We start from the raw sequence: 26,077 nt of genomic DNA, 5'->3' as shown, positions 1-26,077 counted from the left end.
GGTTGCAAGCATGATTGGGTTGGAATAATAAATCAAGCATCTTCAATGGCGATTGGTATATATCTATATTGAGCAGAGTCATTTTAATATTTTTAGTTATTTATACATTTACTATTATCAGTAAATAGAATTTATAATTTTAATATATTAAGGATAATAAGTATTCTTAATGTAAAATAAAATTAGGATGATTTATTTTTTTGACATGAAAATATTAATAAGGAAATGATTTGCATATATGCAATTGTGAGGAATTCGTGTGTAAATAACTGTGTTATAAACATATAAAAAAAAGCAAAAATAGATAAATTATGTTTTTTATTTATAAAAAGAAAATAAATCAATGAAGTTGATAAAAATAAATAAGTTATTATGCCAATAAATCCAAAATATTTAAAAATAAAAACATATCCATTTTCTATGTAGTTTTTCATTAAATCATATTTAGCTAGATAGAAATCAATTTTTCCAAAATTACCAAAAGTGATATTAATAAAAGAGTTGAAGTTTATTTTATTAACAACACCTTCAGTTAAGTAAAGCCTACTTTCTATTGTATTTATTTTAGCTAAGTCACTTCCTAGTAGTGGTAGCAAGAATAAAAAAACAACTCCCAATAAGATAGAAAAAAATAACCAATATTTTATTTTTATTATTTTTTGATTGATCAAGATCATAAAAAAACCTATGAAAAAATTAACTCTATTTAGAGTTAAAGGAATTATAACATAAGGAATTAGTTTTAAAATTATATTGTTATTTTTGTGTTCTGAATAAGAATAAATTATGAAAAATAATGCAAGGCTTGCTAAAATCTGTGGTGTGGAATATATACCCTTTAATGCCCAAAATCCGTCAAAACCTTTTGCATATGTGGCATCAACAAATGTAAAATCACTCCCAACCATTATACATAATATGGTAATTATAACATTCAATACCAATTGAATTTTTATAGCATCATAAATTATATTCTCATAAATTAATTTTTTATATGGAATAGATAAAATAGCTATTATTTGTAATAAAAAATTAAAAACAACAATGTCAACTTCTTCGAAGGAAATTGGATTTATTAAGTTTAAAACATAAAAAAGAGAAAAAAGTAACAAAATAATATAAATTGATGGGTTGTGCTTGTTTAATATAAAGTTAATTGATAAAAATATAATGAGAGAAAAATATGATGCATTTCCTAAAATTGAAGGCATTGATGAAATAACTAGTAATAAAACAGAGAATATATAGAGTAAATTATGTTTTTTTTTCATATAAAATTATGTATGATTATTGTCCGAATATATCACAATAGCTGAAATGTTCATTTTCCAATTGTATGGATTTTTATTTAGCGCTAAATAAATTTTCAATATATTAAAATAGAAGAAAAATTAATGAAATTTTGGTTTTGTATCAAATATCGTCAATAAACTAGTTATGACTTCAAAGCGTTATAATGATGCTGCTCAATGTAGATGCTAATAGGTTTTTCATGAATTTCTATTGAGCGTAAGTAACAAATAATTTTTCTAGATAATCGTTTGATAAAAATACAAAGCGTCAGGCCATGTCGCCCTATACACTGGGTAAAAATGTTGATCGCCAAATGTTTTTCGGCTTCAATTTCTCGGGCATAACTTCCCCAGTTATCGGTCGTCATAAAACGAATATTAAAAGATGCCAATAAATCAAAGCGCTTTCAGCAAGTTTCGGGGTCAAATTTATAGGTGAGAACGTATCTTTTGTATAAAAAGAATACCAAAGCCAATGGCGTTGTTTTTTTGTTACCGACGAAAGAGCCTTGTTCATCCAATTCGCAAATGTACATGACATGATTCTAAGTATCCTACCTTGATGTTACCTGCTTGAATGAAGAGTTTTTAAAGTTTGTATAACCGTATTCATGTTGATGCCCAAAGCATGACTTGTATTGTTGATACCAGAATCCTTTACCACCTTATCAATTACCTTTTATATTATGCTCATTTATTATCAGTATAATAATAGTATAAATAACCCGCTTTACATGTCCTATGATTACGTACCAGTTCTGTTTTATCGCAGTATTGGCAAGCAACTTCTTTCGTGACGTTCCTCGCTAAAAAGCATAATTAATACTAAATGAACTCTTTGAAGTCATAATCACGAAAAAAGGAGTTTACTGCAATATCTAATTATTGGAAATATGATCCAAGAAAACTTCTACTATAGAAATTGCTCGCCTTTGTTATTCGGTGTAGTTAAGTTTAATTTATGAGCAACTTTGTAATATATATAGATTCTTATTAACCATAAGGAAAGCTGAAACACCAAAACTAGTGTCAGGCTTGGGTACACATATATTATCACAATAAAAATAAGCATATATATGTTAGGGTATTTATTTAAATTGGCTATTTGTTTATGCGTTGCATGTAATGATAATAGAGATGCAAATAAAGAATCTAAAACTCTTAAGCAAGAGAAAAACAAAAAATAAAACATGTAATTGATGCTTATATTTATAGATATAAACTTTGTAAATAAGTGGATAAAAGAAAAATAAATAACTAAAATTGAGGTTATTATTAAAATATACTTATTGCAATTTTCAATAAATGAAATGCTTTTTTTATGATCTTTAAAATCTACAAGGGCAACTTGAGATATATAAGATGCTACTACATTTATAGGCAAAAATAAGACAGTATATGCAAAAAAGTAATCTGCAAATACGTCTTTGGAAAAGGCTAAAGAAATGACTATTTTTTCATAGTTAAATAGAAGTGCAATAGATAGAGTGGAGTATAATAAAGATAAATGGGTTTTTTTATCAAATTTATCTTTATGGATCTTTAACTTTATTTTTCTTATAAAGAAAAATAAAGTTATTATATATCCAAAAGTTAAGCTATAGAATATCTCCTTATGTAGTTCCATATCATCATTATAGGTTATATGACACAATATTATAACTAATATAAATAGTTTCCAAGAGAAATTAAAAATTTGAGAAATTAAAAATTCTCTACCTAATCTAAGTATTATTGAGGTAAATATCCCTGCGGCGGTAATAAGTAAAGATATAAAAATATAAAAATTAAATTTTGTGATTATTGCGAAAAAAAAACTAAACAACAACGTAGAGAGTAAAGCATAAAAAAGAGGGCTTTTAGGTATTAATATTTTATTTTTTTTTTATTCTGGATTTTCTAATTAAATATGAATCAAAAGCAGAAAAACATATTGAGGGGAAAAGAGTTAAAAGAAAAACCATATAAACCCAATCACTATATATATCATGGAATTCTTTTTTTATAAGAATGTTAGAGCAGTAAAAAAATATAGATGCATTAATTAGTAGTGTTATTGGGAAGTATTTTTTAAAAATTGGCATAGTTAAGTTTTTAATTACATTCATATTTATCCAAGAATAATGATATTTTAATCATAGTGAATGTGGATTAATAAAGTTAAAAAATTTCATATAAAATAATATATTTCTATATTTGTTTCCAATTTGAGATTTGTTGATGAATATGGTAAATATATAAATGGTTCTTATTTCTTGAAAAAAACATTAGTTTCTATTAATTTAAAGTAAACTATTTAAAATTCACGAATGATTATTGATTAAAAATTTTATATTTAAAGTTTTGTATTAAATGGTTTTATTAGAGATTGAAATAATGTTCACATTCCATATAAATCCCTATTATCTTATTGTACATTTTAATAACAGATGGTTTTTTTCTTCATATTTTTGATTTGGTACGATGATATACGTTGAATAAAGGTATTTCTAGTCCGGTACTCTTCTTTTATTTTGGAAAGCTATTATAAATCCATACAGTAAATCCGAATATTAAAGGAGGATAGGAATCAAGCTGCTGTTTACTCAACATCTTCCTGTTGCAATCATTAAGAATATGTACCACTATTCGTTTAAGATGAGATCTCCAGCAGTGCTGCTAATATTCAGGGTGTACGATGATTTCGTTCGATTTTATCTTGAACTTTCATCTAACTAAAGCAGAGCTGGTTCTTGTCCGAACCAGCCATCTTTGAATTTTTCGAATTCCTCAATCGCATTGAAACACTCACAATCATAGATAACAGCACAAACAAGATGATCCGAATACAGACTTGTGAGCGCTGTTTAGTACGACTAAGTTGAGGAATGGTGAAATGTTCCAAGGTATTACTGAGGTGGGGGCTTTCATGATGGTTTCTACAATAATCATTGACAAAAGACGATTATAAATCACAAACTGCCATCAATACTCCGACCCTGCTGGAGGCACATTGCTGACCTTATTGCTCAATTCAGATCCGTTTTCTCTGAAATTTCAAGTGATGTTTTTCCAGCGAGGTGTAACTCAACTTTGACATCAGTTTATGTAACTCCCGAGCACAGAGTATTATAAAATTATCTGGGAGCGTATTTGAAATATCCCAAGATACATATATGGACTAATGTGCTGATATCAGTAGTGGTATTGCCGTCTGTATTCTTCTTTTGTTTCTTCAGCACTATTATACATTTCTTAATTTCCTAGCGATGTTCTATCACCAGAGTTTTCCATTTTTAGGGATTGCATGCGATGCCTTTTCTTATATTTATTTGAAGAGAAAGAAGTAGTGTTATCATGATACATGATAAATTACGGCTATAGTATCCTCTTTTATCACGATTAAAGTTCTACCTCTACTATACCAACCTAACTTGAAGATGCAGGTTTTAAAATGAAAATTCTCAGTCAGTCGAGTCGTCAGTTTTTTCGCTTTTTCTGGCAAAGTAACATGAAAAAAAATTGGTTTCGACTGCTTTAACACTCCCCTATTCCCACGCTTTATCCAGCTGTAACTTACATGACGTGGACTAGGTAGAGTATACGGCATTAATAAACAAAATAGTTTAATTCTAGCCCCCGGTTTTTTTCAGCATGTTTCTTAATAAACTGCTGCTGTTTATTCGTTATTAGCACCAAATTTATGGGGTATACATATTGGTTTCTTGTAACTAATTTCTTGATGGTGAAGCTATTTTGTCATCCCAGAGTTAATGTCACCTACCAGCGTATCTAGCCATAAGCGACAATTTACACGGTGGTGTGTATTAAACGTGCTGTCATATGTTGTTTGTTCGGTAGACAGACGGCTTTCAGAGTATCCATTTTCAGGGATGAGTTTATATTCAGGAAGTAATCTTTCAGGATAGTGTTTTACTGTATTTTCATGAATACGCAAAACCTCGGAAGTTAGCCTTCTGGTGCTACAAGCACAGCTTTGATGCGGTCACGTATTCACCATTCACCTATGATGCATTAATTCAAGGAATTTTTCTTGGGCTTCTGTCAGATTAATTATCATTAAACTAATGAAAAATAAAATGATTAGAGTGAAGATAGTTATATTAAGGCATTGACTATTTTTTGGCATGCCTTTCCGTCACCATATGGATTATTTGCAAAAGCCATTTCTTTATATTTTTCTTTATTAGTCAATAAATTGTCTAATTCTTCTGTTATTTTCTCTACATCAGTGCCAACCAGTTTTACTGTTCCTGCTTGTATAGCTTCTGGCCTTTCTGTTGTATTACGCATAACTAGAACTGGCTTTCCCAGAGAGGGAGCTTCCTCTTGAATTCCGCCTGAATCAGTTAAAATTATATGAGCTTTATCCATTAGATATATAAAAGGCAAATATTGCTGTGGTTCGATTAGATGTATATTTTCAACATCTTTTAAAAGTCTATTAACAGGTTCTCTTACATTTGGGTTCATATGCATGGGATAAACGATTTCAATATCTTTATAATGTTTATTAGCAGTTTTCACTAATGCTTGACAAATACGTTCGAATCCTTCGCCAAAACTTTCTCTTCTATGTCCAGTGACTAATATCATTTTCTTATTTGGATTCAAAAAAGAAAATAAAGAAGATAGTTTTTCTTTTAATTTGGGATCATTATCTATTTTATTTTTTATAAAAAATAATGAATCAATCACTGTATTCCCTGTGATTATGATGTTTTTTTCATCGATATTTTCTTTTATCAAATTTTGTTTGGATGTATCCGTAGGCGAGAAATGGTAGTTTGCCAAAACTGAAGTTAGTTTTCGATTTGCTTCTTCTGGCCAAGGTGAATAAATATTTCCTGTCCTTAGTCCTGCTTCTACATGTCCAACAGATATTTGTTCATAGTAAGCAGCTAAACTTGCAGCAAATGTTGTTGCTGTATCGCCGTGAACTAAAACAATTTCAGGTTTAAATTCTCTTAAGACATCTCTTATATTATTCAGTATATTAGTAGTAACTTCTGTAAGGCTTTGACCTGCTTTCATGATATTAAGATCATAGTCTGGAGTTATACCAAATAACTCTAAAACTTGATCTAACATTTCTCTATGTTGCGCTGTTACACATATTTTGGATTCAAAACGATTATCTGAGTTTAAGCAGTGGATAAGTGGAGCCATTTTTATAGCTTCGGGACGTGTACCAAAAACTACTAAAATTTTCTTTGGATTCATAATAATTACTTATATTAAATATTAATTTAATTCTAAATTATCTAGGGATAAGGCATGAGAGTCTTTTGGGGATAAAATGGGAATGATATCTCCAATCGGCCAATTAATGGATATGCTTTTATCGTTCCAAATTACAGAATCTTCAAAATTAGGGTGATAGAAATTTGTTGCTTTATACAATAATTCAGCAACACTGCTTTTTGTAAAGAAACCGTGAGCAAATCCTTCCGGTATCCATAATTGGCGTTTATTCTCTGCGGAAAGATATGCCCCAACCCACTCACCAAAGGTTGGTGAATTTTGTCTAATATCTACAGCCACATCAAATACTTCACCAACTGTACAACGAACTAGCTTACCTTGAGCATATGGTGCTTTTTGAAAGTGTAGACCTCTGAGAACACCTTTTGTTGACTTTGAGTGATTATCTTGTACAAAATTTACTGGATAGCCAACCACATCTTCAAAGATCTTTTTATTAAAACTTTCAAAGAAAAAACCTCGATTATCTCCAAATACTTGTGGTTCTAAAATTAGAACTTCTGGAATGCTAGTTTTTATTACATTCATTTTATTTTCCACTAACTATTTTCAATAAGTATTGACCATAAGTATTTTTTGACAAGGGTTTTGCTAATCTTATAAGTTGCTCAGAGTTAATAAAGTTCTTTTTATAAGCGATCTCTTCTGGACAAGCAATTTTTAGCCCTTGTCGTTCTTCTATTGTTTGAATAAAGTTACTGGCGTTAATTAAACTTTCATGTGTTCCGGTATCTAACCAGGCATATCCACGCCCCATCATAGCAACTGAAAGTTTATTGCATTTGAGATAAATGCGATTTACATCAGTTATTTCTAATTCTCCTCGAAGAGAAGGTTTTAAATTTTTAGCTATATCAATGACGTCATTGTCATAAAAATATAATCCAGTGACCGCAAAATTGCTTTTAGGATTTAGTGGTTTTTCTTCTAATGAAACCGCTTGATTCTTTTTGTCAAACTCAACAACACCATAACGCTCTGGGTCATTTACGTGATAGGCAAAAACGGTTGCACCACTTTCTTGTTTAGTTGCATTTTCTAGTTGATTGGGCAGATCATGTCCATAAAAAATGTTATCGCCTAATACTAATGCACAACTGTCATTACCAATGAATTGTTCACCCAAAATGAAAGCTTGGGCTAATCCATCAGGACTCGGCTGAATTTTATATTCTAAATTTATTCCCCATTGATTTCCATTGCCTAAAAGTTGTTGGAAACGAGGAGTATCTTGAGGAGTGCTGATAATTAGGATATCCCGAATTCCGGCCAACATTAATGTGCTTAGTGGATAATAAATCATTGGTTTGTCGTAAATGGGCAGTAATTGTTTACTTACAGCCATAGTGACAGGATAAAGGCGAGTACCAGATCCTCCTGCCAGAATAATACCTTTGCGTGTTGTCATATTATTTATTAATTCTTGTAAAATAAAATACGGTCAGTTTTCTGATTTTATTGTTCCAGAATCTCGATGAGCATGCGATCTATTCCTACTTTCCAGTCAGGGAGTATTAGATCGAAAGATTTCTGAAATTTGTTAGTATTGAGTCGGGAATTGTGTGGACGTTGTGCTGGTGTAGGGAATGCGGAAGTTGGTACTGGTTTAATTTCTTTGATAGCTAGCGAAGAACCCGCTTGCTGCGCTTGTTCAAATACGTACTGAGCATACTTGAACCATGTGGTCTCCCCTGATGCAATTAAGTGATAAAGCCCGGCTAATTCAGGTTTGTTTTGAGTTACTCGAATTGCATGAGCAGTACAATCAGCCAGTAATTCTGCGCCTGTTGGAGCTCCGAATTGATCATTAATGATGGAGAGTGTTTCTCGTTCTTTACCTAGTTTTAGCATTGTCTTAGTAAAGTTGGCACCACGAGCTGCATAAACCCAACTAGTTCGGAAGATAAGGTGTTTCTTACAGTGAGTTTGTATTGCAATTTCACCTGCTAATTTAGTCTCACCATAAACATTGAGAGGAGATGGAATATCACTTTCACTCCAAGGTGTTTCACCGCTACCATCAAACACATAATCAGTAGAGTAATGTATCAACCAAGCTCCTAATTTTTGAGCCTCTTTGGCGATAAATTCTACACTGTGAAAATTTAACAGTTCGGCTAGCTCTCGCTCTGATTCAGCTTTGTCTACTGCTGTATGTGCTGCAGCATTTACTATTACATCAGGTTTAAGTAATTGGACAGTTTTTGCAATGCCTTCTGGATTAGTGAAATCACCGCAGTAATCTTTTGATGTAAAATCGAGTGCTGTAACTGTTCCTAGAGGTGCTAAAGCCCGTTGCAGTTCCCAACCTACCTGCCCATTTTTACCGAACAGTAGTATATGCATTATTTGTTTTCTCCATAATGCTCGTTAACCCAAGATTGGTAGGTGCCGCTTTTCACATTTTGAACCCAAATTTGGTTATCCAAATACCATTGAATCGTCTTAAGAATCCCACTTTCGAAAGTTTCTTGGGGTTGCCAATTTAGTTCATGGCTGATTTTATAGGCATTAATAGCGTAACGACGGTCATGACCAAGTCTATCTGTTACATATGTAATCTGTTCTTGATATGAGCCTTGAAGTTTTGGTTTTAGTTCATCAAGGATTTTGCAAATAGTACGAACTACATCAATATTCTTCTTTTCGTTATGACCGCCAATATTGTAGGTTTCGCCAATTTTTCCTGAAGTAATTACTGTGTGGAGTGCTCTGGCATGATCTTCAACGTATAACCAATCGCGAATTTGATCTCCTTTACCATAAATAGGTAAAGACTTTCCTTCTAATGCATTCAGAATAACTAGAGGAATCAATTTTTCTGGAAAATGATAAGGTCCATAATTGTTGGAACAATTGGTTACTATGGTTGGTAATCCATAGGTTCTGTGCCAAGCTCTTACTAAATGATCACTAGATGCTTTTGAGGCGGAATATGGGCTGCTTGGAGCGTAAGCCGTTTTTTCAGTAAATAAAGGAAGGGAAGAGTCTTCGGGACTTTCATCAGGGTGAGGTAAATCACCATATACTTCATCAGTTGAAATATGATGAAAAATGAATTTGTTTTTTTTGTTTTCTGGCAATTGTTGCCAATAATTTCTTGTGGCTTCCAGAAGAGTGTAAGTACCAATGATATTGGTTTCAATGAACTCACTAGGACCACTGATCGAACGATCAACGTGGCTTTCAGCAGCTAAATGCATGATAGCATCAGGTTGGTATGCTTCTAATATATTATCTAAGCTGCTGCGATCACAAATATCTACTTTTTCAAAAGAATAACGTGGATTATTGTCGATTTCTTTGAGGGATTCTAAATTTCCTGCGTAAGTGAGCTTATCAACATTAATAACGCTATCATTAGTATGATTTATAATATGCCGAATCAATGCAGAGCCGATGAAGCCTGCTCCACCAGTAACTAGAATTTTCATTTTTACGTTTTCAGTTGATTTTAATAATGCAGAATTGGAAAGGAAGGACTATGGAATATATAATCTGGTTTTGAAAAAAGCTACCGCACTAGGTTATGGCTCCCAGAGTGCCTATTATTTAGGAATTGGTAAAGGCTATCTTGTTAATATAAAACAATTTTATCTCTTAACAAAAATAATCATATTAACAATTTGTGTTAAGCTGCGACGAGATTAGACCCTCAACGCTTCAAGGTCAAGTATAACAATCTTTTTTCTTTAATTATTACATGCTGTTATTAGCTATATTTTAGTCAGGTCACTATCTATCTCCCATGCAACGGTAACCAAATCACCAGCCTAAGCCCGCCTAAAGGACTATCCTCTGCCTTTACCCAGCCCCGATGTTGCTCTACCGCAGTCTCTACTATCGCCAGGCCTAGCCCTGTGCCTCCCGATTCCCGATCCCTCGCTTCATCAGTCCGATAAAAAGGTCGGAAGATATGTTCGCGGTCTTCAGGACTCACCCCTGGACCATCGTCATCAACGGTAATGGTCACTCCATGGTTATCAGCTTTAAATGCAACAGCAATATGGCTTTTGGAATAGCGGAGAGCATTGCGGACGATATTTTCTAGTGCACTGCCGAGTACTGCCGGGTTACAGTAGATAATCCAAGGGCCGGGAGGTGAAACGATATCCAGCGTTTTGTGCATCTGTTCGACTTCAAATTTGGCATTTTCCAGTATGTCATTCCATATCTTGTTAGCCTTGATGTTTTCACGCAGTAGTTCGTTTTTATGCTGGTTACGGGAAAGTACTAACAGGTCGTTAATCATGCTATCCAGTAACTGCGCTTCTGTTTCAATGCGTTCCAGCTCTTTGCTTTCTCCGTGACGGCGGCGTAATAATGCTGTGGCGAGCTGTAACCGGGTAAGGGGAGTACGCAGTTCATGGGAAATGTCGGAAATGAGACGTTGCTGAGCAGTTACCATCCTTTCTAGTGCACTAATCATCTGGTTAAAGCTGCTGCCGGCTGCCAGAAATTCCTGTGGGCCTGATTCCAGTTCTGGGTGCTGTTTTAAATTACCTTTTGCTACCTGATCTGCTGCATTTTTTAGTTTACGTGCGGGTCTTGCCAAACTCCACGCCAGCCATAAGAGTAATGGCGCGCTGATGAGCATAGTTGCTGCTGGTAACAGAAGAGGACGATCAAACATCAGATTGATAAAGTCTGATTGTGGGCTGTTTGTCGGGCGAAGCAGGTAAAGGTGATAGTAATCTTCACCATCTCGTATTGAAAATGGTCCCATTATTTCGACACGACCATATTTTTTCTTTTTAGGGTGGTCGGAGTTATCTGATTGCCCCATAAAATTGCGTACGAGTTGCGTATCGCGCTTCTCAGTACTGATAACGCGTCCTTCTCCGGTTGCGAGAAATAAGCGTTGATCCGGTGGCACCCATTTGACTATGGCGCGATCCAGCCTTAACCACCAGAACAGATCACTGGGGGGATGGCGGGTCAATTCTGCTTCAATATGTCTGGCTAACTGATTTCCCTGATGGTACTCACTATCTAATAGCGGAGTTAATTGCCGGGAATCCAGCTTGGGCACCATCAGTGCCACCATCAGGACAAGTGCCAGTGTTAGCCAGAAGATTGCAAATATGCGCGCTGTTAAACTATTAATCATTTCTCTGAAACCATTAAGTATCCGCGCCCACGTAGTGTTTTGAACCAGGGTAATTCATCAGTCCGGTTAGGTAATTTACGTCGAAGGTTAGAAATATGCATATCTATGGCTCTGTCAAAAGGTGTTAACCGTTTTCCTAATACTTCCTGACTCAAATGTTCACGAGAAACAACTTGCCCAATATGTTGAGCTAACAAATAGAGAAGTGTGAATTCTGTACCGGTTAAATCCAGAATATCGCCGTCAAAACTGGCTTCCTGACGTCCAGGATTGAGTTGTAGCTTATCGATTTCCAGTATAGGTGTGCTGTTGTCGGCTTGTTGTTCACTCCAGTTGGAACGACGTAGAATCGCGCGTATACGCGCTACCAGTTCGCGATCGTTAAATGGTTTGGGTAAGTAATCATCTGCACCCAGTTCCAGCCCCAGAACGCGATCTAGGTCGCTTCCTCTCGCTGTTAACATAATCACGGGAGTCTGATGATATTGACGCAGCTCTTTCAGGGTTTCAATGCCATTTTTGCGCGGCATCATAATATCCAGCAGCAGAAGGTCAATTGAAGAGTCTATATATTGTAATGCCTGTTCACCATCATGTGCGATAACCACATTGAACCCTTCCATCTCAAGAAGTTCTTTCAATAAAGCTGTCAGTTCGCGGTCATCATCAACTAATAATATCTTATGCATTCATTCTTCCTCCGAGAGCAAAATACGATAACAAATTTTGCTATTCCATGACTTTACGTTCTTTTACATGCTCTGACGCTAGTTTGCAGCCGTGGGGCTATATTACCCGCACTGAATCGAATAGCGCTATTCGATAAAGTGAGGAATTACCCAAAGTGCGTAAAATAGCAATGTTAGTTTTAGCGCCAATACCCGTTCTTGGAACGATGATTGCTCTAGCCGAAACTGTTGGATACGTGTGACGACTCTGAGGTTGATTCATCGCTTGTCTGCCATGCGACAACAGTGATTCTGGCAACTCTCTGCGTAACTATAACTATAACTATAGTTGTGTCTTTGGGGGAATCACATTAACTGAAAAGTAGTGGTAGCTGATGTGGGGTCTGGTGAAAAAACGGTATCTGCATGAGCAATTAATAACGAATATGTAGACAGAACATCAGAAGGCGTACGGCCTTTTGGTGGCAAAGAATTTTGATTAAGTTGCGATTAGAGCGCAGCTTGAAAAAATAGCAAAATATAATGTTGATATCGGTGCAGAAGTTTGCGCGTATTCGCAATCAGATTCTGACGCCTGAGAAAGAAAAACAGCTTCATAGATGCTATCAGGCATGAAATACCCAGTATTTACATCGGTGTTGTTATAACTATCCATAGAACAGCATCAATAACGATTTTCCTTGCCATAGACACCATCCCTGTCTTTCAGCCCCGTTTCGGGGCTTTTTTTTATCTGCCCTTCAACATTAATTCTATTTAAAATCAAAGTGATAATTTTGAAGCAACTGTAGATGATCCGAAATTTTCTAAGTGGATACTTTTGATATCTACAGTTGCTTTTGACGATTAAATTTTTATGTCTGCTTTATTTAATTTGTGTTGACACAGCGCCACCAGTAAACCGAGATAAATACCTAAGATATTAAGTTGAACGGTTTCAAAGTTTCCTCTCACGATAAAATATCCAATGAAAGATATGAATAAAATTAATGCGGCTTGTTTATAATAGCTGTTATCATGTCTCCACTGTTTAACTGACTGTTTCAGATAAATAAATATCAGAGACAGAAAAGTGCTCAACCCTAATATCCCGGAAGAAAACCATATGGTTAGGAATATATTATGTGGTCCCATCGAATTTTTGATTATCCAATTGGGATAATTTTTGACATTGTTGTTATAAACTTGATCGTAGATTGTGCTGCCAGCACCATATCCTATGATCGGGCGTTCCAGAATCAAGTTGAATGCTGAACCTTGTGTGCCATTGCTATATCGATTACTACTATCTGTTTGTTGTAATTTAAAGGCTAACTTTGAGTTTTTGCTAAGGTAATCAGATTTAATAGCAAATAAAGCCGCACAAATAACTACGATACTTACAAACAATGTTTTCCAGTTTTTATTCATCAATATCATCATGAAAAACATAACGAAAACAGCTAGCCAAGCTCCCCTTGCCAGTGTTCCCAGTAGTACAAAAGATACAGATAGAATCAACAAAACTGTCAGTACGAGACGGATATAATTCTTCGGTTTTTGAAAATGCCAAAGAGCGACTAATGCGGGGAAGAAGAATACAATTCCATGGGCTATATTACGGTGATTGTAGTTAGTGAAAGGCATAATGCCGTTCTGATAGTCCTGATAAAATAGGTACATCTCTTTCATCGTGATAAAGAGTAATCCAAGCAGAAATGAGCCGATGATCATTTTCTGGATTTTCAGTTTATCCGTCTGACTTAGCGCTAAAGTAATCAGTATGGCAGAAAGTACTACATCCCTAAAAAAAGGTGTTTTTATCTCATGGAAGCTGAGTTTTGGGTCGGGAGAGATAATGACAGAATAAATAGTGGTTAGTGTGAATATTCCCAAAGCCAACACAAGGTTATTTTTCAGTGCAGCGAGGCATCCTTTAGGGTTTTTTATGATCCAGTAGAGTGCTGCTAGTGCTATCAAAGCAAAGAATAAGTTTTTATAACGAGTAACGCCTGTAACGTAGACGAGTGAAATGTACCCTCCTACGAAAAACGTACTCCAAGATAAATGATTTCTGATTGTTTCTTTAAACATAAACATAACCATACCTGAACAAACACGGATTTTAGCGGATATTCTCTATTATTTTAGGGTTTGAGGCACGAATAAATAACAGGGCGATCATGTAAATTCCGTCAGGCAGGTCTCATAAGCCGTAAATTAGGGGGTATTTCAGTTCTTGTTATAAGCTATACACTTCGTTTTTCAAGTTGCCTCTTTGTTGGCCGCGCTCGCTCACCCCAGTCACATAGTTATCTATGCTCTTGGGGATTCACTCTCTTGCCGCCGCGATGCATCTTGAAATCCATTGTGTATATAGGCCTGTTGTTATCTTAGCCAATCTTGATTATCTTACCTTCCCAGTCTGTTCAATTAAAAAATCTTATCACTGTTACTCTATATAAAAAGGGATAGGGATACCCTATATGGGAAAAATTCATAAAATCAGTTTGCTGTCGAGAAGCATGGGGGCGATGTTATCGGGCCTGTGTCGTGTCCTGACGGGGGTACGTGTGCGATGGGTTGGTTGCCAGCCATCGACCAAGAGCCGGATTTATTATGCGAATCATTCCAGTCACCTGGATGGATTAGTCATTTGGTCAGGCCTTCCATCGGTATTGCGCCATTTAGTACATCCGGTTGCAGCTCGTGATTATTGGGATAAAACCAAACTGCGCCGATATCTTATTCATAAGGTATTTTGTGCTGTCTTGATCGAGCGTCAGGGGGAAAACAGTAACAGAAAAGAAATTCTGGCACCGTTGGAAAGTGTTCTGGCGCAAGGGGAGTCTTTGATTATCTTTCCGGAAGGAACTCGTGGGAATGGTGAGCAAATCAATCCGTTCAAGAGCGGTCTGTATCATCTGGCCCGAAAATATCCTGATGCTGAACTTATCCCTGTTTATCTGGAAAATTTAAATCGTGCTTTACCAAAAGGAAAAAGGATATTAATCCCCGTTATTTGTTCGGCGACATTTGGTCAGCCTCTGGACAAATTGGCGGATGATGAAAGTAAGGAAGTCTTTTTACAACGTGCCCAGACTGCATTGGAGGAGCTGGTGTTATGACAGGGATAGATCATGATTTGATGTTGTTGTTTAGCGGAATTTTTGGGGTGCTGATTATTGCCAGTGTGATTGGCGGTATTCTGTCACTCTGTTATTCAGGGGAAAAACGGAACGCAACCATCGATAATCTGAATGCCCGTATTCGTGGCTGGTGGATGATGTGTATTGTTTGTGTGCTGGCCGTAGTTATCGGGCCAATCGGGTCCGTTGTGTTGTTTTCTGTTATGTCTTTTTTTGCTCTGCGTGAATTTATCACTCTCACCCCGACTCGTCGCAGTGACCATGAGGCACTGTTCTGGTGTTTCTTCGGTTTTCTGCCGGTTCAGTATGTGTTGGTTGGAATGCAGTGGTACGGGCTGTTTTCGGTGTTTATCCCCGTTTATGTTTTTCTGTTTTTACCGGCCCGTATTGCTTTGGTCGGTGATACAACTCACTTTCTGGAACGTACCGCAAAAATACAGTGGGGAATGCTGGTAACGGTGTTTGCCATTAGCCATGCACCGGCTTTGTTGATGTTAGATATCGCGGAATATCAGGGGCAGAATATCAAGCTATTGCTGTTTTTGATGATTGTGGCGCAAATGTCTGATGTTTTGCAGTATGTGTTCGGGAAATTATTCGGCAAGCGACCGATTGTACCGAAATTAAGCCCGAATAAAACGGTTGAAGGGTTTATCGGCGGTATCTTAGCGTCGGTATTGCTGGGAATGTCGCTGTATTGGATAACGCCATTTTCTCCGTGGGTAGCCGGAGGGATGTCACTGGCTATTACATTGATGGGGTTCATCGGTGGACTGTGTATGTCAGCGATCAAACGTGACAGCGGCGTGAAAGATTTTGGTGAGATTATTGAAGGCCACGGCGGTATGTTGGACAGAATCGATTCTCTTTGCTTTTCTGCCCCTATATTTTTCCATTTAACGCGCTATTTTTATACCTGATACAGACCATCCTGAATAACTTTGAGGGCTGTGAATATGGGTATTAATTATGGCCGATGGGTCAGTACTGCTGCACTGGTGGCGACAATACTGGCCAGTATATTGTTAGTTGTGAAGATTTTTGCCTGGTGGTTTACCGGCTCGGTGAGTTTATTGGCGGCACTGGTAGATTCTCTGGTCGATCTGGCTGCTTCTCTGACTAATTTTTTTGTCGTACGTTATTCCCTTCAGCCCGCGGATGAAGAACATACGTTTGGGCATGGTAAGGCCGAGTCACTGGCTGCTCTTGCCCAAAGTATGTTTGTTTCCGGCTCAGCGATTTTTCTGTTTTTGACAGGTTTTCAGCATTTGTTTTCTCCCCAGCCTTTAGAACATGCCGCGGTGGGTGTTTGGGTAATCATCATTGCTATTGTTTCAACAAGCTGTCTGGTTATTTTTCAGAAATGGGTGATTAATAAAACTCAAAGTCAGGCTATTCGTGCCGATATGTTGCATTACAAATCTGATTTATTAATGAATGGCGCGATTTTGGTGGCATTGGTTTTGAGTGTCTACGGGTTCCGACGAGCAGATGCTTTATTCGCGTTGGGAATTGGTGTGTATATTCTCTATAGCGCGTTAAGAATGGGATACGATGCGATTCAGTCTTTACTGGATCGTGCCTTGCCAGATGAGGAACGGCAGGAGATTATAGAAATTATCAGAAATTACCCCGGTGTTTCCGGCGGGCATGATCTGCGCACCCGTCAATCGGGTCCGACGAGGTTTATTCAGTTTCATCTTGAGATAGATGATAATTTACCGTTGGTACAGGCTCATGCTTTAGCCGAAGGAATTGAAAATAAATTGCGTGATAGGTTTCCCGGTGCCGATATTATTATCCATCAGGATCCTAACTCTGTTGTTCCTGATGAACGTAAAAACAATTGGGATTGATAGAAGAATTTATTCATAATCAAAATAATGTCAAAAAGTAGACAAAAGATTGATGCAGACTGAATGTTTTTCCGTATCATGGGCGCGATTGAATCAATTCAGCTAATGAATTGGCAATCAAAAGTTGAGTGAAATAATCGTCGTGAACCTTCCCTTTTGGAAGGGCAGTCAGCAGATTAGGCAAATATTACATCTATAAGTCAGAGGTCATCATGATCAACAAGATTAAAAGAATCGGAGTCTTAACGAGCGGTGGAGATGCACCGGGTATGAACGCCGCTATTCGTGGAGTTGTTCGTGCCGCTTTAACCGAAGGGTTAGAGGTTTATGGTATTTATGATGGCTATCTGGGGCTGTATGAAAACAGGATGAAAAAGCTCGATCGCTACAGTGTTTCCGACATGATTAACCGTGGCGGCACGTTTTTAGGTTCCGCACGTTTTCCTGAGTTCAGGGATGATAAAGTGCGTGAAATTGCTATCGAAAACATGCGTAAGAATGAAATTGATGCGCTGGTGGTGATTGGTGGTGATGGTTCTTATCTGGGAGCGAAAAAACTGACTGAGGCGGGTTTCCCCTGCATTGGCCTGCCCGGTACGATAGATAATGATGTTGCGGGAACAGATTACACTATCGGTTATTTTACAGCGTTGGATACGGTTGTTGAAGCTATTGACCGTCTGCGCGATACCTCAACCTCCCACAAGCGTATTTCTATTGTTGAAGTGATGGGACGTTACTGCGGTGACTTGACGTTGTCTGCGGCAATTGCAGGTGGATGTGAGTTTATCGTGCTGCCTGAACGTGAAATTCCGTTTGATCGCGAAGAATTGTTGGCTGAAATTCAAGCTGGTATCCAGAAAGGTAAGCGTCATGCCATTGTTGCGATTACGGAGCATGTCTGCGATGTTGATGAGCTGGCAAAATATATTGAAGCGGAAACACGTCACGAAACGCGGGCAACGGTATTAGGTCATATTCAGCGTGGTGGTGCGCCAGTGGCTTATGATCGTATTCTGGCATCACGTATGGGGGCTTATTCTGTTCAGCTGTTGCTGGAAGGATGCGGTGGCCGTTGTGTTGGTATCCAGAACGAAAAACTTGTTCATCATGACATTATTGATGCGGTGCAGAATATGCAGCGTATTTTCAAGAAAGATTGGTTAGATACAGCGAAGAAACTTTACTAACCTTCATAAGAGCGCTTTTCCGATACAGTCATATGATATTTATATGGCTGTTTTTCTTTTTATCTCTCTCCTTTTCATATTCCATATTCCCATAATGAATAAGTGGAAATTTAAAATTATTTCTGCGGCATAACGCTTTCTGTCAATTTTACGATGAAAATCATATCCAATATTGAGGAGAGCATTTCCAATGATTACGCCTATGAAATGGAAGAGGATGAAATGGAGAATAAGCCGGTATTCCCCATTGATGGTGCTGTTGCTGGTTATTCTGACCGGAGGAAATGCTTGGGCGAAAGATTTACAGCTCCTGAATGTTTCTTATGATCCGACGCGTGAGTTATATCAGCAATATAATCAGGCATTCAGCCAATATTGGCAGCAGAAAACCGGAGATCGGGTCACAATCCGGCAATCACACGGTGGTTCAGGCAAACAGGCAACTTCAGTTATCAATGGTCTTCAGGCCGATGTGGTAACACTGGCTCTGGCTTATGATGTGGATGCGATTGCAGAGCGTGGCCGGATTGCCAAAAATTGGCTTCACCGCTTACCCGATAATTCAGCGCCTTACACATCAACGATTGTTTTTCTGGTAAGAAAGGGAAACCCTAAACATATCAAAGAATGGTCAGATTTGATCCGGCCTGATGTTTCGATTGTAACTCCAAATCCTAAAACATCTGGTGGTGCACGCTGGAATTATCTGGCTGCATGGGGATACGCGCTGGCTCATAATAATCAGGACCAGTCTAAGGCAAAAGCTTTCGTGAAGGCATTGTATAAAAATGTTGAAGTCTTAGACTCAGGTGCCCGTGGCGCAACAAATACGTTTGTTGAGCGTGGAATTGGGGATGTGTTGATTGCATGGGAAAATGAAGCATTACTGGCAATTCATACTTTAGATAACGGAGAGCAGGGGAAAGGACAATTTGAAATTGTCACTCCGGGTATGTCTATTCTGGCAGAGCCAACTGTAGCGGTAGTCGATAAAGTTGTCGATAAGCGAGGCACGCGTGAGCTGGCAACAGAATACCTGAAATATCTGTATTCACCGGTCGGACAGGAAATTGCTGCAAAAAACTATTATCGTCCTCGTGATAAAACGATTATCGAAAAATACCGTGCCGTTTTTCCTGAGCTGAAGTTATTCACAGTTGATGGCGTATTTGGTGGCTGGGAAAAAGCGCAGAAAGAACACTTTGCCACAGGTGGGGTATTTGATGAGATTATTCGCCGTTAACTGACAAGTAAGAAAAGGATAATCGCCACGGCGTTCTGCGGTGGCGATTATCTTTGTAAGCTCTTAGGCTTTTTTCGCTTCAGCTGCTGCTTTCACGATAACGGCAAATGCATCTGCTTTCAGTGATGCTCCGCCAACCAGAGCACCATCGATATCTGGCTGAGTAAACAATTCTGCTGCGTTGCTGGCGTTAACAGAGCCACCGTATTGGATAATGACTTGCTCAGCAATAGCTGCATCCTGTTTAGCAATGTGATCACGAATGAATTTATGAACAGCCTGTGCTTGTGCAGGAGTAGCAGATTTTCCGGTGCCGATAGCCCAGACAGGTTCGTAAGCAATAACGGTGTTTTTAAACGCTTCTGCTCCCAGTGTGTTCAGAACGGCATCAATCTGGCGCGCACAGACGGCTTCTGTCTGGCCTGCTTCATTTTCTTGTTCAGTTTCGCCAATGCACAGAACCGGAATAAGCCCCTGTTCTTTCAGAATAGCGAATTTTTTCGCAATGAACTCATCGCTTTCTTTGTGGTAAGTACGGCGTTCGGAGTGACCGATAATGATATATTTTGCGCCCACATCTTTCAGCATTTCTGCGGATGTTTCGCCTGTATATGCACCGGAAAGATTAACGCCTACATCTTGAGCGCCCAGTGCGATACGGCTACCAGCCAGTGCATTATTTGCCAGAGTGACATAAACAGTTGGTGGTGCAATAGCGACGCCACAGCCGTCAACGTTGCTCAGTTCTTTACGCAGGCCTGCAATCAGGTCGTTAACCATGTGGGTACTGCCATTGAGTTTCCAGTTACCCATAACTAATGGATGTCGCATGTTTTTCCCTCCAACCAGAAAAATAATCAAATTGCGAACTAAATGAATGTGCTCTTGTGAATAGTGATACGCCATTCTCTATCAGTGAAAGGCCGACAGTATAAAGATCATCGGCTCGAATAGCTCTGCGCTATGTCACTAATTTTCATTTGCTGGTACGTCAGATAGTGATAGCTTAATCGGTTCAATAGCGAAGGTCATTATATTTTCGCTGCTGTTTACGATGATATAGCGTATCGCCCCGATTTTTAGACTGTAAAAAGGTTGTGTTTCCGCCATCTTAAAAAGTTTCTCTGTTTGTGTCTGAGCCTGTTCCAGAGAAAGTGTGGGCTCAAACTGGCGGGTTATGGCGGCGATATACTTTTTCGTCAGGAGCAGATTTTGTTCTTTTTCCTGTGCGAGTTGGGATGGCAGTAATGTAATTTGCAGACTCTTAATTTTTTCACTGCCTCTTTCCAGTACGGCGGAAGAGTAGATTTTTTCGTTGATCTTGCTGGCAGCACGGATAAAAGGCAGAGAGATATCTGTACTCGTAATAACTTTATATTCATGCAGCAGAATATCAGGATGACTTTTATTGTATTTTTCCCGGAAGGCCGGGATATTGTCTTCAAAAGTCGGGGAATCAGGCAGGAGATACATTAACTGCGGGCGCAGATCTGGTGTGACAGAAGGCTCACCTGCAGTGCTTGAGAATGGTAAACCGATACCAAAAGCGATTAATATTGTCAGCAGAAGTTTATTTATGCCTGTTTTCATGTTGTTACTCGCCGAATGTAAGTCGCGGAAAAAGTGTCAATGGCAGAAAAACAGTATCCACAATTGGGAAAGAATACATGACATTACAACAATGGGGATTTTCATTCAAAGGTCGCATCGGGCGACGGGAGTTCTGGATCGGAATTGGTATCTGTTTTGCTCTGATTTTTATTCTCCTCACTCTGCATGGAATGAACGTTCTCCCCATGAATTTTGCGGCAGTATGCACGGCACTGATATTGTATCCGACAGCGGCGATTTTTTCGAAGCGCCTGCATGATCGCAATAAACGCGGAGGGTGGGCGTTATTGCTGATATTGGCCTGGTTTTTGCTCTCTCTCGACTGGAATATGCTAGCACCCATATGGCAGTGGGGAATTGGCCGTTTTATCCCGACACTGATTTTTGTCATGATCATACTGGACTGTGGAGTATTCCGGGGTACGGAAGGTGCAAACCGTTTTGGTGAATCGGCAGAAATGGTTGAGTACATCTCTGCCGGCAATTCTGCACAAAAACATTAAATGGTCATATATCCAATGAGTTGATTTATGAATATACACAATGGATTTCAAGATGCATCGCGGCGGCAAGAGAGTTCATCCCCTGGAGCATAGATTACTATGTGACTGGGGTGAGCGAGCGCAGCCAACAAAGAGGCAACTTGAAAGACGAAGTGTATACTACCAGTATTGCTCACTGGTCACATACCCCGGCCTACGGCGCAGGTGCTTTGTCATGCCACGTTGTTCTTTAAGCAATTGTTGGGTATCTCTGACCATCTGAGGATTTCCGCATAACATCACGTGGCTGTTTTCTGCCTGCATTGATAAGCCGATAGCTGATTCCAGTTCACCATTTTCAATCAGTGCCGGAATTCTCCCCATTAGCGAATTCTGGCACTGTTCCCGGCTAACGATGGTCTGGATCCGCAATTTCCCCTGAAACATTTTTTCCAGTTGCCGCATGAGAGGTAAATAACTTAAATCCTGCTCCAGCCTGACCGCATGAACTAAGATAATATTTTCAAACCGCTCCAAATCACTTCCCAGCTGGAGAATGGAAAGATAAGGCCCTATACCCGTTCCGGTTGAGAGCATCCAGAGGTTTTGGCAATCAGGGATTTCATCAAGAACAAAAAAACCGGCTGCCTGTTCTGTTACCAGAACTTCATCACCGACCTGCAAAGTGGCAAGCTGAGGGCTGAGTTTTCCATTCGGTACAGTGACTAAATAAAACTCAAGACTATTGTCATTGGGAGCGTTGATATAAGAATAGGCCCGCTGGATGCGTTCTTCTTCAATTTCGAGAGCAAGTTTTGCAAATTGGCCAGCAGTAAATTTTTCTATTGGTGCATGTAGCTTGATACTGAATAGTGAATCTGTCCAATTGGTGACGTCAGTGACTTTTCCTGTAACCCAGTTTGCCATTGCATTTAGCCTCTCTGCACTATTATGAAAGAAAATTATACGAAATAAAATTTTACAGAATGAAATTGTACGGAGTGAGTGACTCATCAACTGGTGATTCTACGTGATTGAGGGAAATAGGCTTATCGATTACGTGTTGCAGTCTAATTAGCTGTATTTTCGTTGTATTTTAAGATGGATATGTACACTTTTATTGACATTGCAGGGTAATATGACTGCAATTTTTTCCTCATGTAAAATTGTATACTGCCGATAAAAAATATACATTGCTCGGGAAAATTTAATCTAGTGAAGTCTGTAGTCAGGTTTGTTCATTAATAACCTGAGGGCTTCGCTGTTGCCGTTATACCCATCTGATTGATAGAGAATGTACCTTAATCAGGCGGTATATTTTGCTTAAATAAAATTGTATGTAAATGCGATGAGAAAAATAGCACATTTCAATTTATTGCTGATGTTAATTGCGTTAGCTGCTGTTGGGCAGATGACTCAGACAATTTATGTTCCGGTGATTGCTGATATAGCGAATAGCTTCGGCAAGCCGGCGGGGGAAGTTCAACGGGTTATGGCGGCCTATTTGTTCGCTTATGGGTTTTCACAGCTCTTTTATGGGCCACTGTCGGATAAAGTCGGTCGTCGCCCCGTCATTTTAGCAGGAATGTCAGTTTTTCTGGTTGCTACGATATGTGCACTGTTTTCTTCCAGTTTATTGGCATTGGTGCTAGTCAGTGTATTTCAGGGGCTGGGAACGGGAGTCGCAGGCGTAATGATACGTACTGTGCCAAGAGATTTATACACCGGGGCATCACTGCGTTGTGCTAATAGTTTGTTGAATATGGCGATACTGGTCAGCCCGTTATTAGCGCCGATGATTGGTGGTGTCGTGGGCCATTATTTTGGCTGGCGTGCCTGCTATTGGTTTTTATTGTTGCTGGGTTCAGGCGTGATTCTATTTTTATTCCGGCATTTCCCGGAAACCCGCCCGGAGCAGACAACGCAGAATACAATGCTGGTTTCTTTCCATCAGCTGCTATCCAATGGCATTTTTGTTTCTTATCTGATTATGCTGATTGGCGGTCTGGCGGGAGTGGCTGTGTTTGAAGCTAGCTGTGGAGTTTTGCTCGGAGCTGTTTTAGGGCTGGATAGTTTAACTGTCAGTATTTTGTTTATTCTGCCTATTCCTGCCGCATTTCTGGGGGCATGGTATGCAGGGCGTGAAAACAAAACGTTTTATCAGCTGGTGTGGAATGCTGTTATGTGCTGTCTGCTGGCGGGGACGCTGATGTGGCTGCCCGGTTGGTTCGGCATTATGAATGTCTGGACGTTATTGCTTCCGGCTGCGCTGTTCTTTTTTGGAGCGGGTATGTTATTTCCGCTGGCGACGACAGGTGCGATGGAACCCTTCCCTTATCTGGCGGGTGCCGCGGGTGCGCTGGTGGGCGGATTACAGAATGTAGGTTCTGGCGTGGCTACATGGTTATCGGCGATGCTGCCACAAAATAGCCAATTCAGCGTGGGTATGCTGATGTTCTGTATGGCGTTACTTATTTTATTGTGTTGGCTGCCAATCTCTCAGAGGATCCAGCAGCAGGAACGTACTGTCTGAGATACTTATTGCGCTGTGTATTGAATTCACCGGATATTAAAAAGCTCTGACAGATTAGCGTCAGAGCTTTCGCATGTATACGCTTTTTAAGCGCGGTCTTCCCATTCCTGAGCACGGGCAACGGCTTTTTTCCAGCCATTGTATTTGTGGTTACGCTCTGTGGTTTCTATGCCTGGGCGGAATTCTTTTTCGATGGTCGCTTTACTTTTCACTTCATCAAGATCTTTCCAGAAGCCGACAGCCAGACCAGCAAGGAATGCCGCACCTAATGCAGTACTTTCACGAACTTCAGGACGCTCTACACGGGTGCCGAGGATGTCAGACTGGAACTGCATCAGGAAATTATTCGCGACCGCTCCACCATCTACGCGCAGCGCCTGTAAACGTGCGCCGGAATCAGCCTGCATTGCATCCAGTACATCGCGGGTCTGGTAAGCGATTGATTCGAGAGTCGCCCGAATAATGTGGTTGCTGTTTGCTCCGCGGGTCAGCCCAAAAATGGCACCACGGGCATACGGATCCCAATAAGGTGCGCCAAGCCCGGTAAAGGCCGGAACAACATAAACGCCATTGCTGTCTTGTACTTTTGTGGCGAAGTATTCGGAGTCTGCTGCGTCAGCGATCAGTTTCAGTTCATCACGCAGCCACTGGATTGATGCTCCTCCCACAAACACGGCACCTTCCAGAGCGTAATTCACTTCTCCTCGTGGGCCACAGGCTATAGTGGTTAGCAAACCGTGGCTGGAGCGTACTGCATCGGTGCCGGTATTCATCAGCAGGAAGCATCCAGTGCCATAAGTATTTTTTGCCATGCCCGGATGGACACATAGCTGGCCGTACAGTGCGGCTTGCTGATCGCCTGCGATACCTGCGATAGGAATACGAGTACCGCCTTTACCTCCTATATTAGTCTGACCATAAATTGCAGAGGAGGCCGCAACTTTTGGCAGCATCACGCGAGGAATATCCAGTTCATCAAGGATCTTCTGATCCCAGTCGAGGTCATGGATGTTAAACAACATCGTGCGGGAAGCATTGGTATAGTCGGTAACATGTACGCGACCTTGTGTCATTTTCCAGACTAACCAAGTATCAACAGTACCAAACAGTAGCTCCCCATTTTCAGCACGTTGGCGGACACCCTCAACATTATCCAGAATCCATTTTATTTTTGTTCCGGAAAAGTAAGGGTCGATAACCAGACCAGTGTTATGACGGATATACTCTTCCAGGCCTTCTTTTTTCTTCAGGCGGGTACAGATATCGGCTGTTCGGCGACACTGCCATACAATGGCATTGTAAACGGGTTTACCTGTCTCTTTTTCCCAGACAATCGTTGTTTCCCGTTGATTCGTGATCCCGATACTGGCAATTTGGTCTGAGCGAATATCGGCTTTTGCCAATACTTCAACCAGCGTTGAGCTTTGGCTGGCCCAGATTTCCATCGGATCATGTTCTACCCAGCCTGGTTTAGGGTATATTTGAGGAAATTCACGTTGTGAAATACTGACAATATTGGCATCGTGATCAAGAATCACCGCCCTTGAACTGGTTGTTCCCTGATCCAGTGCAACGATATATTTTTTATCAGTGATATTTTCTGTTGTCATAACTATAACCTGGTCTTATTTAATAATTTTTTATTTTTTAATCTGTTATCATTTCTAAATATAGGCAA

The 26,077-nt window shown here is 39.2% G+C and carries 21 protein-coding genes; 7 read left to right on the top strand and 14 right to left on the bottom strand.

The features are described 5' to 3' along the window. Positions 1–182: 182 nt before the first annotated feature. The 10 genes from AACS90_RS17515 to rfaL all read right to left on the bottom strand — a co-directional run bounded on the left by AACS90_RS17515 (position 183) and on the right by rfaL (position 14,429). Positions 183–1,271 (bottom strand): hypothetical protein, encoded by a 1,089-nt coding sequence (locus tag AACS90_RS17515; RefSeq protein ID WP_099120904.1) that lies wholly within the window; start codon positions 1,269–1,271, stop codon positions 183–185. Positions 1,272–1,435: 164 nt separating this feature from the next. Then, positions 1,436–1,660 (bottom strand): IS1 family transposase, encoded by a 225-nt coding sequence (locus tag AACS90_RS23350; protein ID WP_099120902.1) that lies wholly within the window; start codon positions 1,658–1,660, stop codon positions 1,436–1,438. A 3,730-nt stretch (positions 1,661–5,390) separates the two neighbouring features. Then, a complete protein-coding gene (wecB, locus tag AACS90_RS17510; protein WP_099120899.1) occupies positions 5,391–6,515 on the bottom strand; it encodes a non-hydrolyzing UDP-N-acetylglucosamine 2-epimerase in 1,125 nt (374 codons plus the stop codon). A gap of 21 nt (positions 6,516–6,536) precedes the next feature. After that, positions 6,537–7,085, bottom strand: coding sequence for a dTDP-4-dehydrorhamnose 3,5-epimerase (gene rfbC, locus AACS90_RS17505; RefSeq protein WP_099120897.1), 549 nt, complete (start codon positions 7,083–7,085; stop codon positions 6,537–6,539). 1 nt (position 7,086) lies between these two features. Beyond that, positions 7,087–7,965 carry a glucose-1-phosphate thymidylyltransferase RfbA gene (gene rfbA, locus AACS90_RS17500; protein WP_099120896.1) on the bottom strand — a complete coding sequence of 293 codons (879 nt, stop codon included), beginning with the start codon at positions 7,963–7,965 and terminating at the stop codon, positions 7,087–7,089. A 47-nt stretch (positions 7,966–8,012) separates the two neighbouring features. After that, on the bottom strand, positions 8,013–8,903 hold the full coding sequence (gene rfbD / locus AACS90_RS17495) for a dTDP-4-dehydrorhamnose reductase (protein ID WP_099120894.1): 891 nt from the start codon (positions 8,901–8,903) through the stop codon (positions 8,013–8,015). Then, complete coding sequence (rfbB, locus tag AACS90_RS17490; RefSeq protein ID WP_099120892.1) at positions 8,903–9,991, bottom strand: dTDP-glucose 4,6-dehydratase; 1,089 nt, start codon at positions 9,989–9,991, stop codon at positions 8,903–8,905. Before rfbB ends, rfbD begins: the two co-directional genes overlap by 1 nt. Positions 9,992–10,296: 305 nt before the next feature. Beyond that, positions 10,297–11,667 (bottom strand): envelope stress sensor histidine kinase CpxA, encoded by a 1,371-nt coding sequence (cpxA, locus tag AACS90_RS17485; protein ID WP_099120890.1) that lies wholly within the window; start codon positions 11,665–11,667, stop codon positions 10,297–10,299. Further along, complete coding sequence (gene cpxR / locus AACS90_RS17480) at positions 11,664–12,356, bottom strand: envelope stress response regulator transcription factor CpxR (protein ID WP_099120888.1); 693 nt, start codon at positions 12,354–12,356, stop codon at positions 11,664–11,666. The genes cpxA and cpxR overlap by 4 nt, the downstream gene beginning before the upstream one ends. 846 nt (positions 12,357–13,202) lie before the next feature. Next, positions 13,203–14,429: an O-antigen ligase RfaL gene (rfaL, locus tag AACS90_RS17475; RefSeq protein WP_193757143.1), complete on the bottom strand. Its 1,227-nt coding sequence runs from the start codon at positions 14,427–14,429 to the stop codon at positions 13,203–13,205. 392 nt (positions 14,430–14,821) lie between these two features. Here rfaL and AACS90_RS17470 point away from each other — a divergent pair, with 392 nt between their 5' ends. The 5 genes from AACS90_RS17470 (at position 14,822) to AACS90_RS17450 (ending at position 19,773) form a co-directional block, all read left to right on the top strand. Further along, positions 14,822–15,463 carry a lysophospholipid acyltransferase family protein gene (locus tag AACS90_RS17470; RefSeq protein WP_099120885.1) on the top strand — a complete coding sequence of 214 codons (642 nt, stop codon included), beginning with the start codon at positions 14,822–14,824 and terminating at the stop codon, positions 15,461–15,463. Next, entirely contained in the window at positions 15,460–16,404 is a 945-nt protein-coding gene (locus tag AACS90_RS17465) for a phosphatidate cytidylyltransferase (protein WP_099120883.1), read from the top strand. The genes AACS90_RS17470 and AACS90_RS17465 overlap by 4 nt, the downstream gene beginning before the upstream one ends. A gap of 36 nt (positions 16,405–16,440) precedes the next feature. Further along, positions 16,441–17,340 (top strand): CDF family cation-efflux transporter FieF, encoded by a 900-nt coding sequence (gene fieF, locus AACS90_RS17460; protein WP_099120881.1) that lies wholly within the window; start codon positions 16,441–16,443, stop codon positions 17,338–17,340. 212 nt (positions 17,341–17,552) lie between these two features. After that, positions 17,553–18,530, top strand: coding sequence for a 6-phosphofructokinase (gene pfkA, locus AACS90_RS17455; protein WP_099111235.1), 978 nt, complete (start codon positions 17,553–17,555; stop codon positions 18,528–18,530). A 250-nt stretch (positions 18,531–18,780) separates the two neighbouring features. Next, positions 18,781–19,773: a sulfate ABC transporter substrate-binding protein gene (locus AACS90_RS17450; RefSeq protein ID WP_099120879.1), complete on the top strand. Its 993-nt coding sequence runs from the start codon at positions 18,781–18,783 to the stop codon at positions 19,771–19,773. A gap of 63 nt (positions 19,774–19,836) precedes the next feature. Here AACS90_RS17450 and tpiA read toward each other — a convergent pair whose 3' ends face one another. Further along, positions 19,837–20,604, bottom strand: a complete 768-nt coding sequence (gene tpiA / locus AACS90_RS17445; RefSeq protein WP_099120878.1) for a triose-phosphate isomerase — start codon at positions 20,602–20,604, stop codon at positions 19,837–19,839. Between the two features lie 138 nt (positions 20,605–20,742). Further along, positions 20,743–21,363: a DUF1454 family protein gene (locus AACS90_RS17440; protein ID WP_099120877.1), complete on the bottom strand. Its 621-nt coding sequence runs from the start codon at positions 21,361–21,363 to the stop codon at positions 20,743–20,745. 77 nt (positions 21,364–21,440) lie between these two features. Here AACS90_RS17440 and AACS90_RS17435 point away from each other — a divergent pair, with 77 nt between their 5' ends. Further along, positions 21,441–21,887 carry a DUF805 domain-containing protein gene (locus tag AACS90_RS17435; RefSeq protein ID WP_099111239.1) on the top strand — a complete coding sequence of 149 codons (447 nt, stop codon included), beginning with the start codon at positions 21,441–21,443 and terminating at the stop codon, positions 21,885–21,887. A 159-nt stretch (positions 21,888–22,046) separates the two neighbouring features. Here AACS90_RS17435 and fpr read toward each other — a convergent pair whose 3' ends face one another. Beyond that, positions 22,047–22,793 (bottom strand): ferredoxin--NADP(+) reductase, encoded by a 747-nt coding sequence (fpr, locus tag AACS90_RS17430; RefSeq protein ID WP_099120875.1) that lies wholly within the window; start codon positions 22,791–22,793, stop codon positions 22,047–22,049. A gap of 421 nt (positions 22,794–23,214) precedes the next feature. Here fpr and emrD point away from each other — a divergent pair, with 421 nt between their 5' ends. Further along, positions 23,215–24,399 (top strand): multidrug efflux MFS transporter EmrD, encoded by a 1,185-nt coding sequence (gene emrD / locus AACS90_RS17425; protein WP_099120873.1) that lies wholly within the window; start codon positions 23,215–23,217, stop codon positions 24,397–24,399. An 86-nt stretch (positions 24,400–24,485) separates the two neighbouring features. Here the strand turns inward: emrD and glpK are convergent, their stop codons facing one another. Beyond that, positions 24,486–26,009 (bottom strand): glycerol kinase GlpK, encoded by a 1,524-nt coding sequence (gene glpK / locus AACS90_RS17420; protein WP_099120871.1) that lies wholly within the window; start codon positions 26,007–26,009, stop codon positions 24,486–24,488. Positions 26,010–26,077: the final 68 nt, after the last annotated feature.

This window comes from Xenorhabdus sp. KK7.4 (genome assembly GCF_963876465.1).
GTDB lineage: Bacteria > Pseudomonadota > Gammaproteobacteria > Enterobacterales > Enterobacteriaceae > Xenorhabdus > Xenorhabdus stockiae.
Note: the sequence above shows the minus strand (reverse complement) of the source record. Positions and strands in the feature narration are given on the sequence as shown.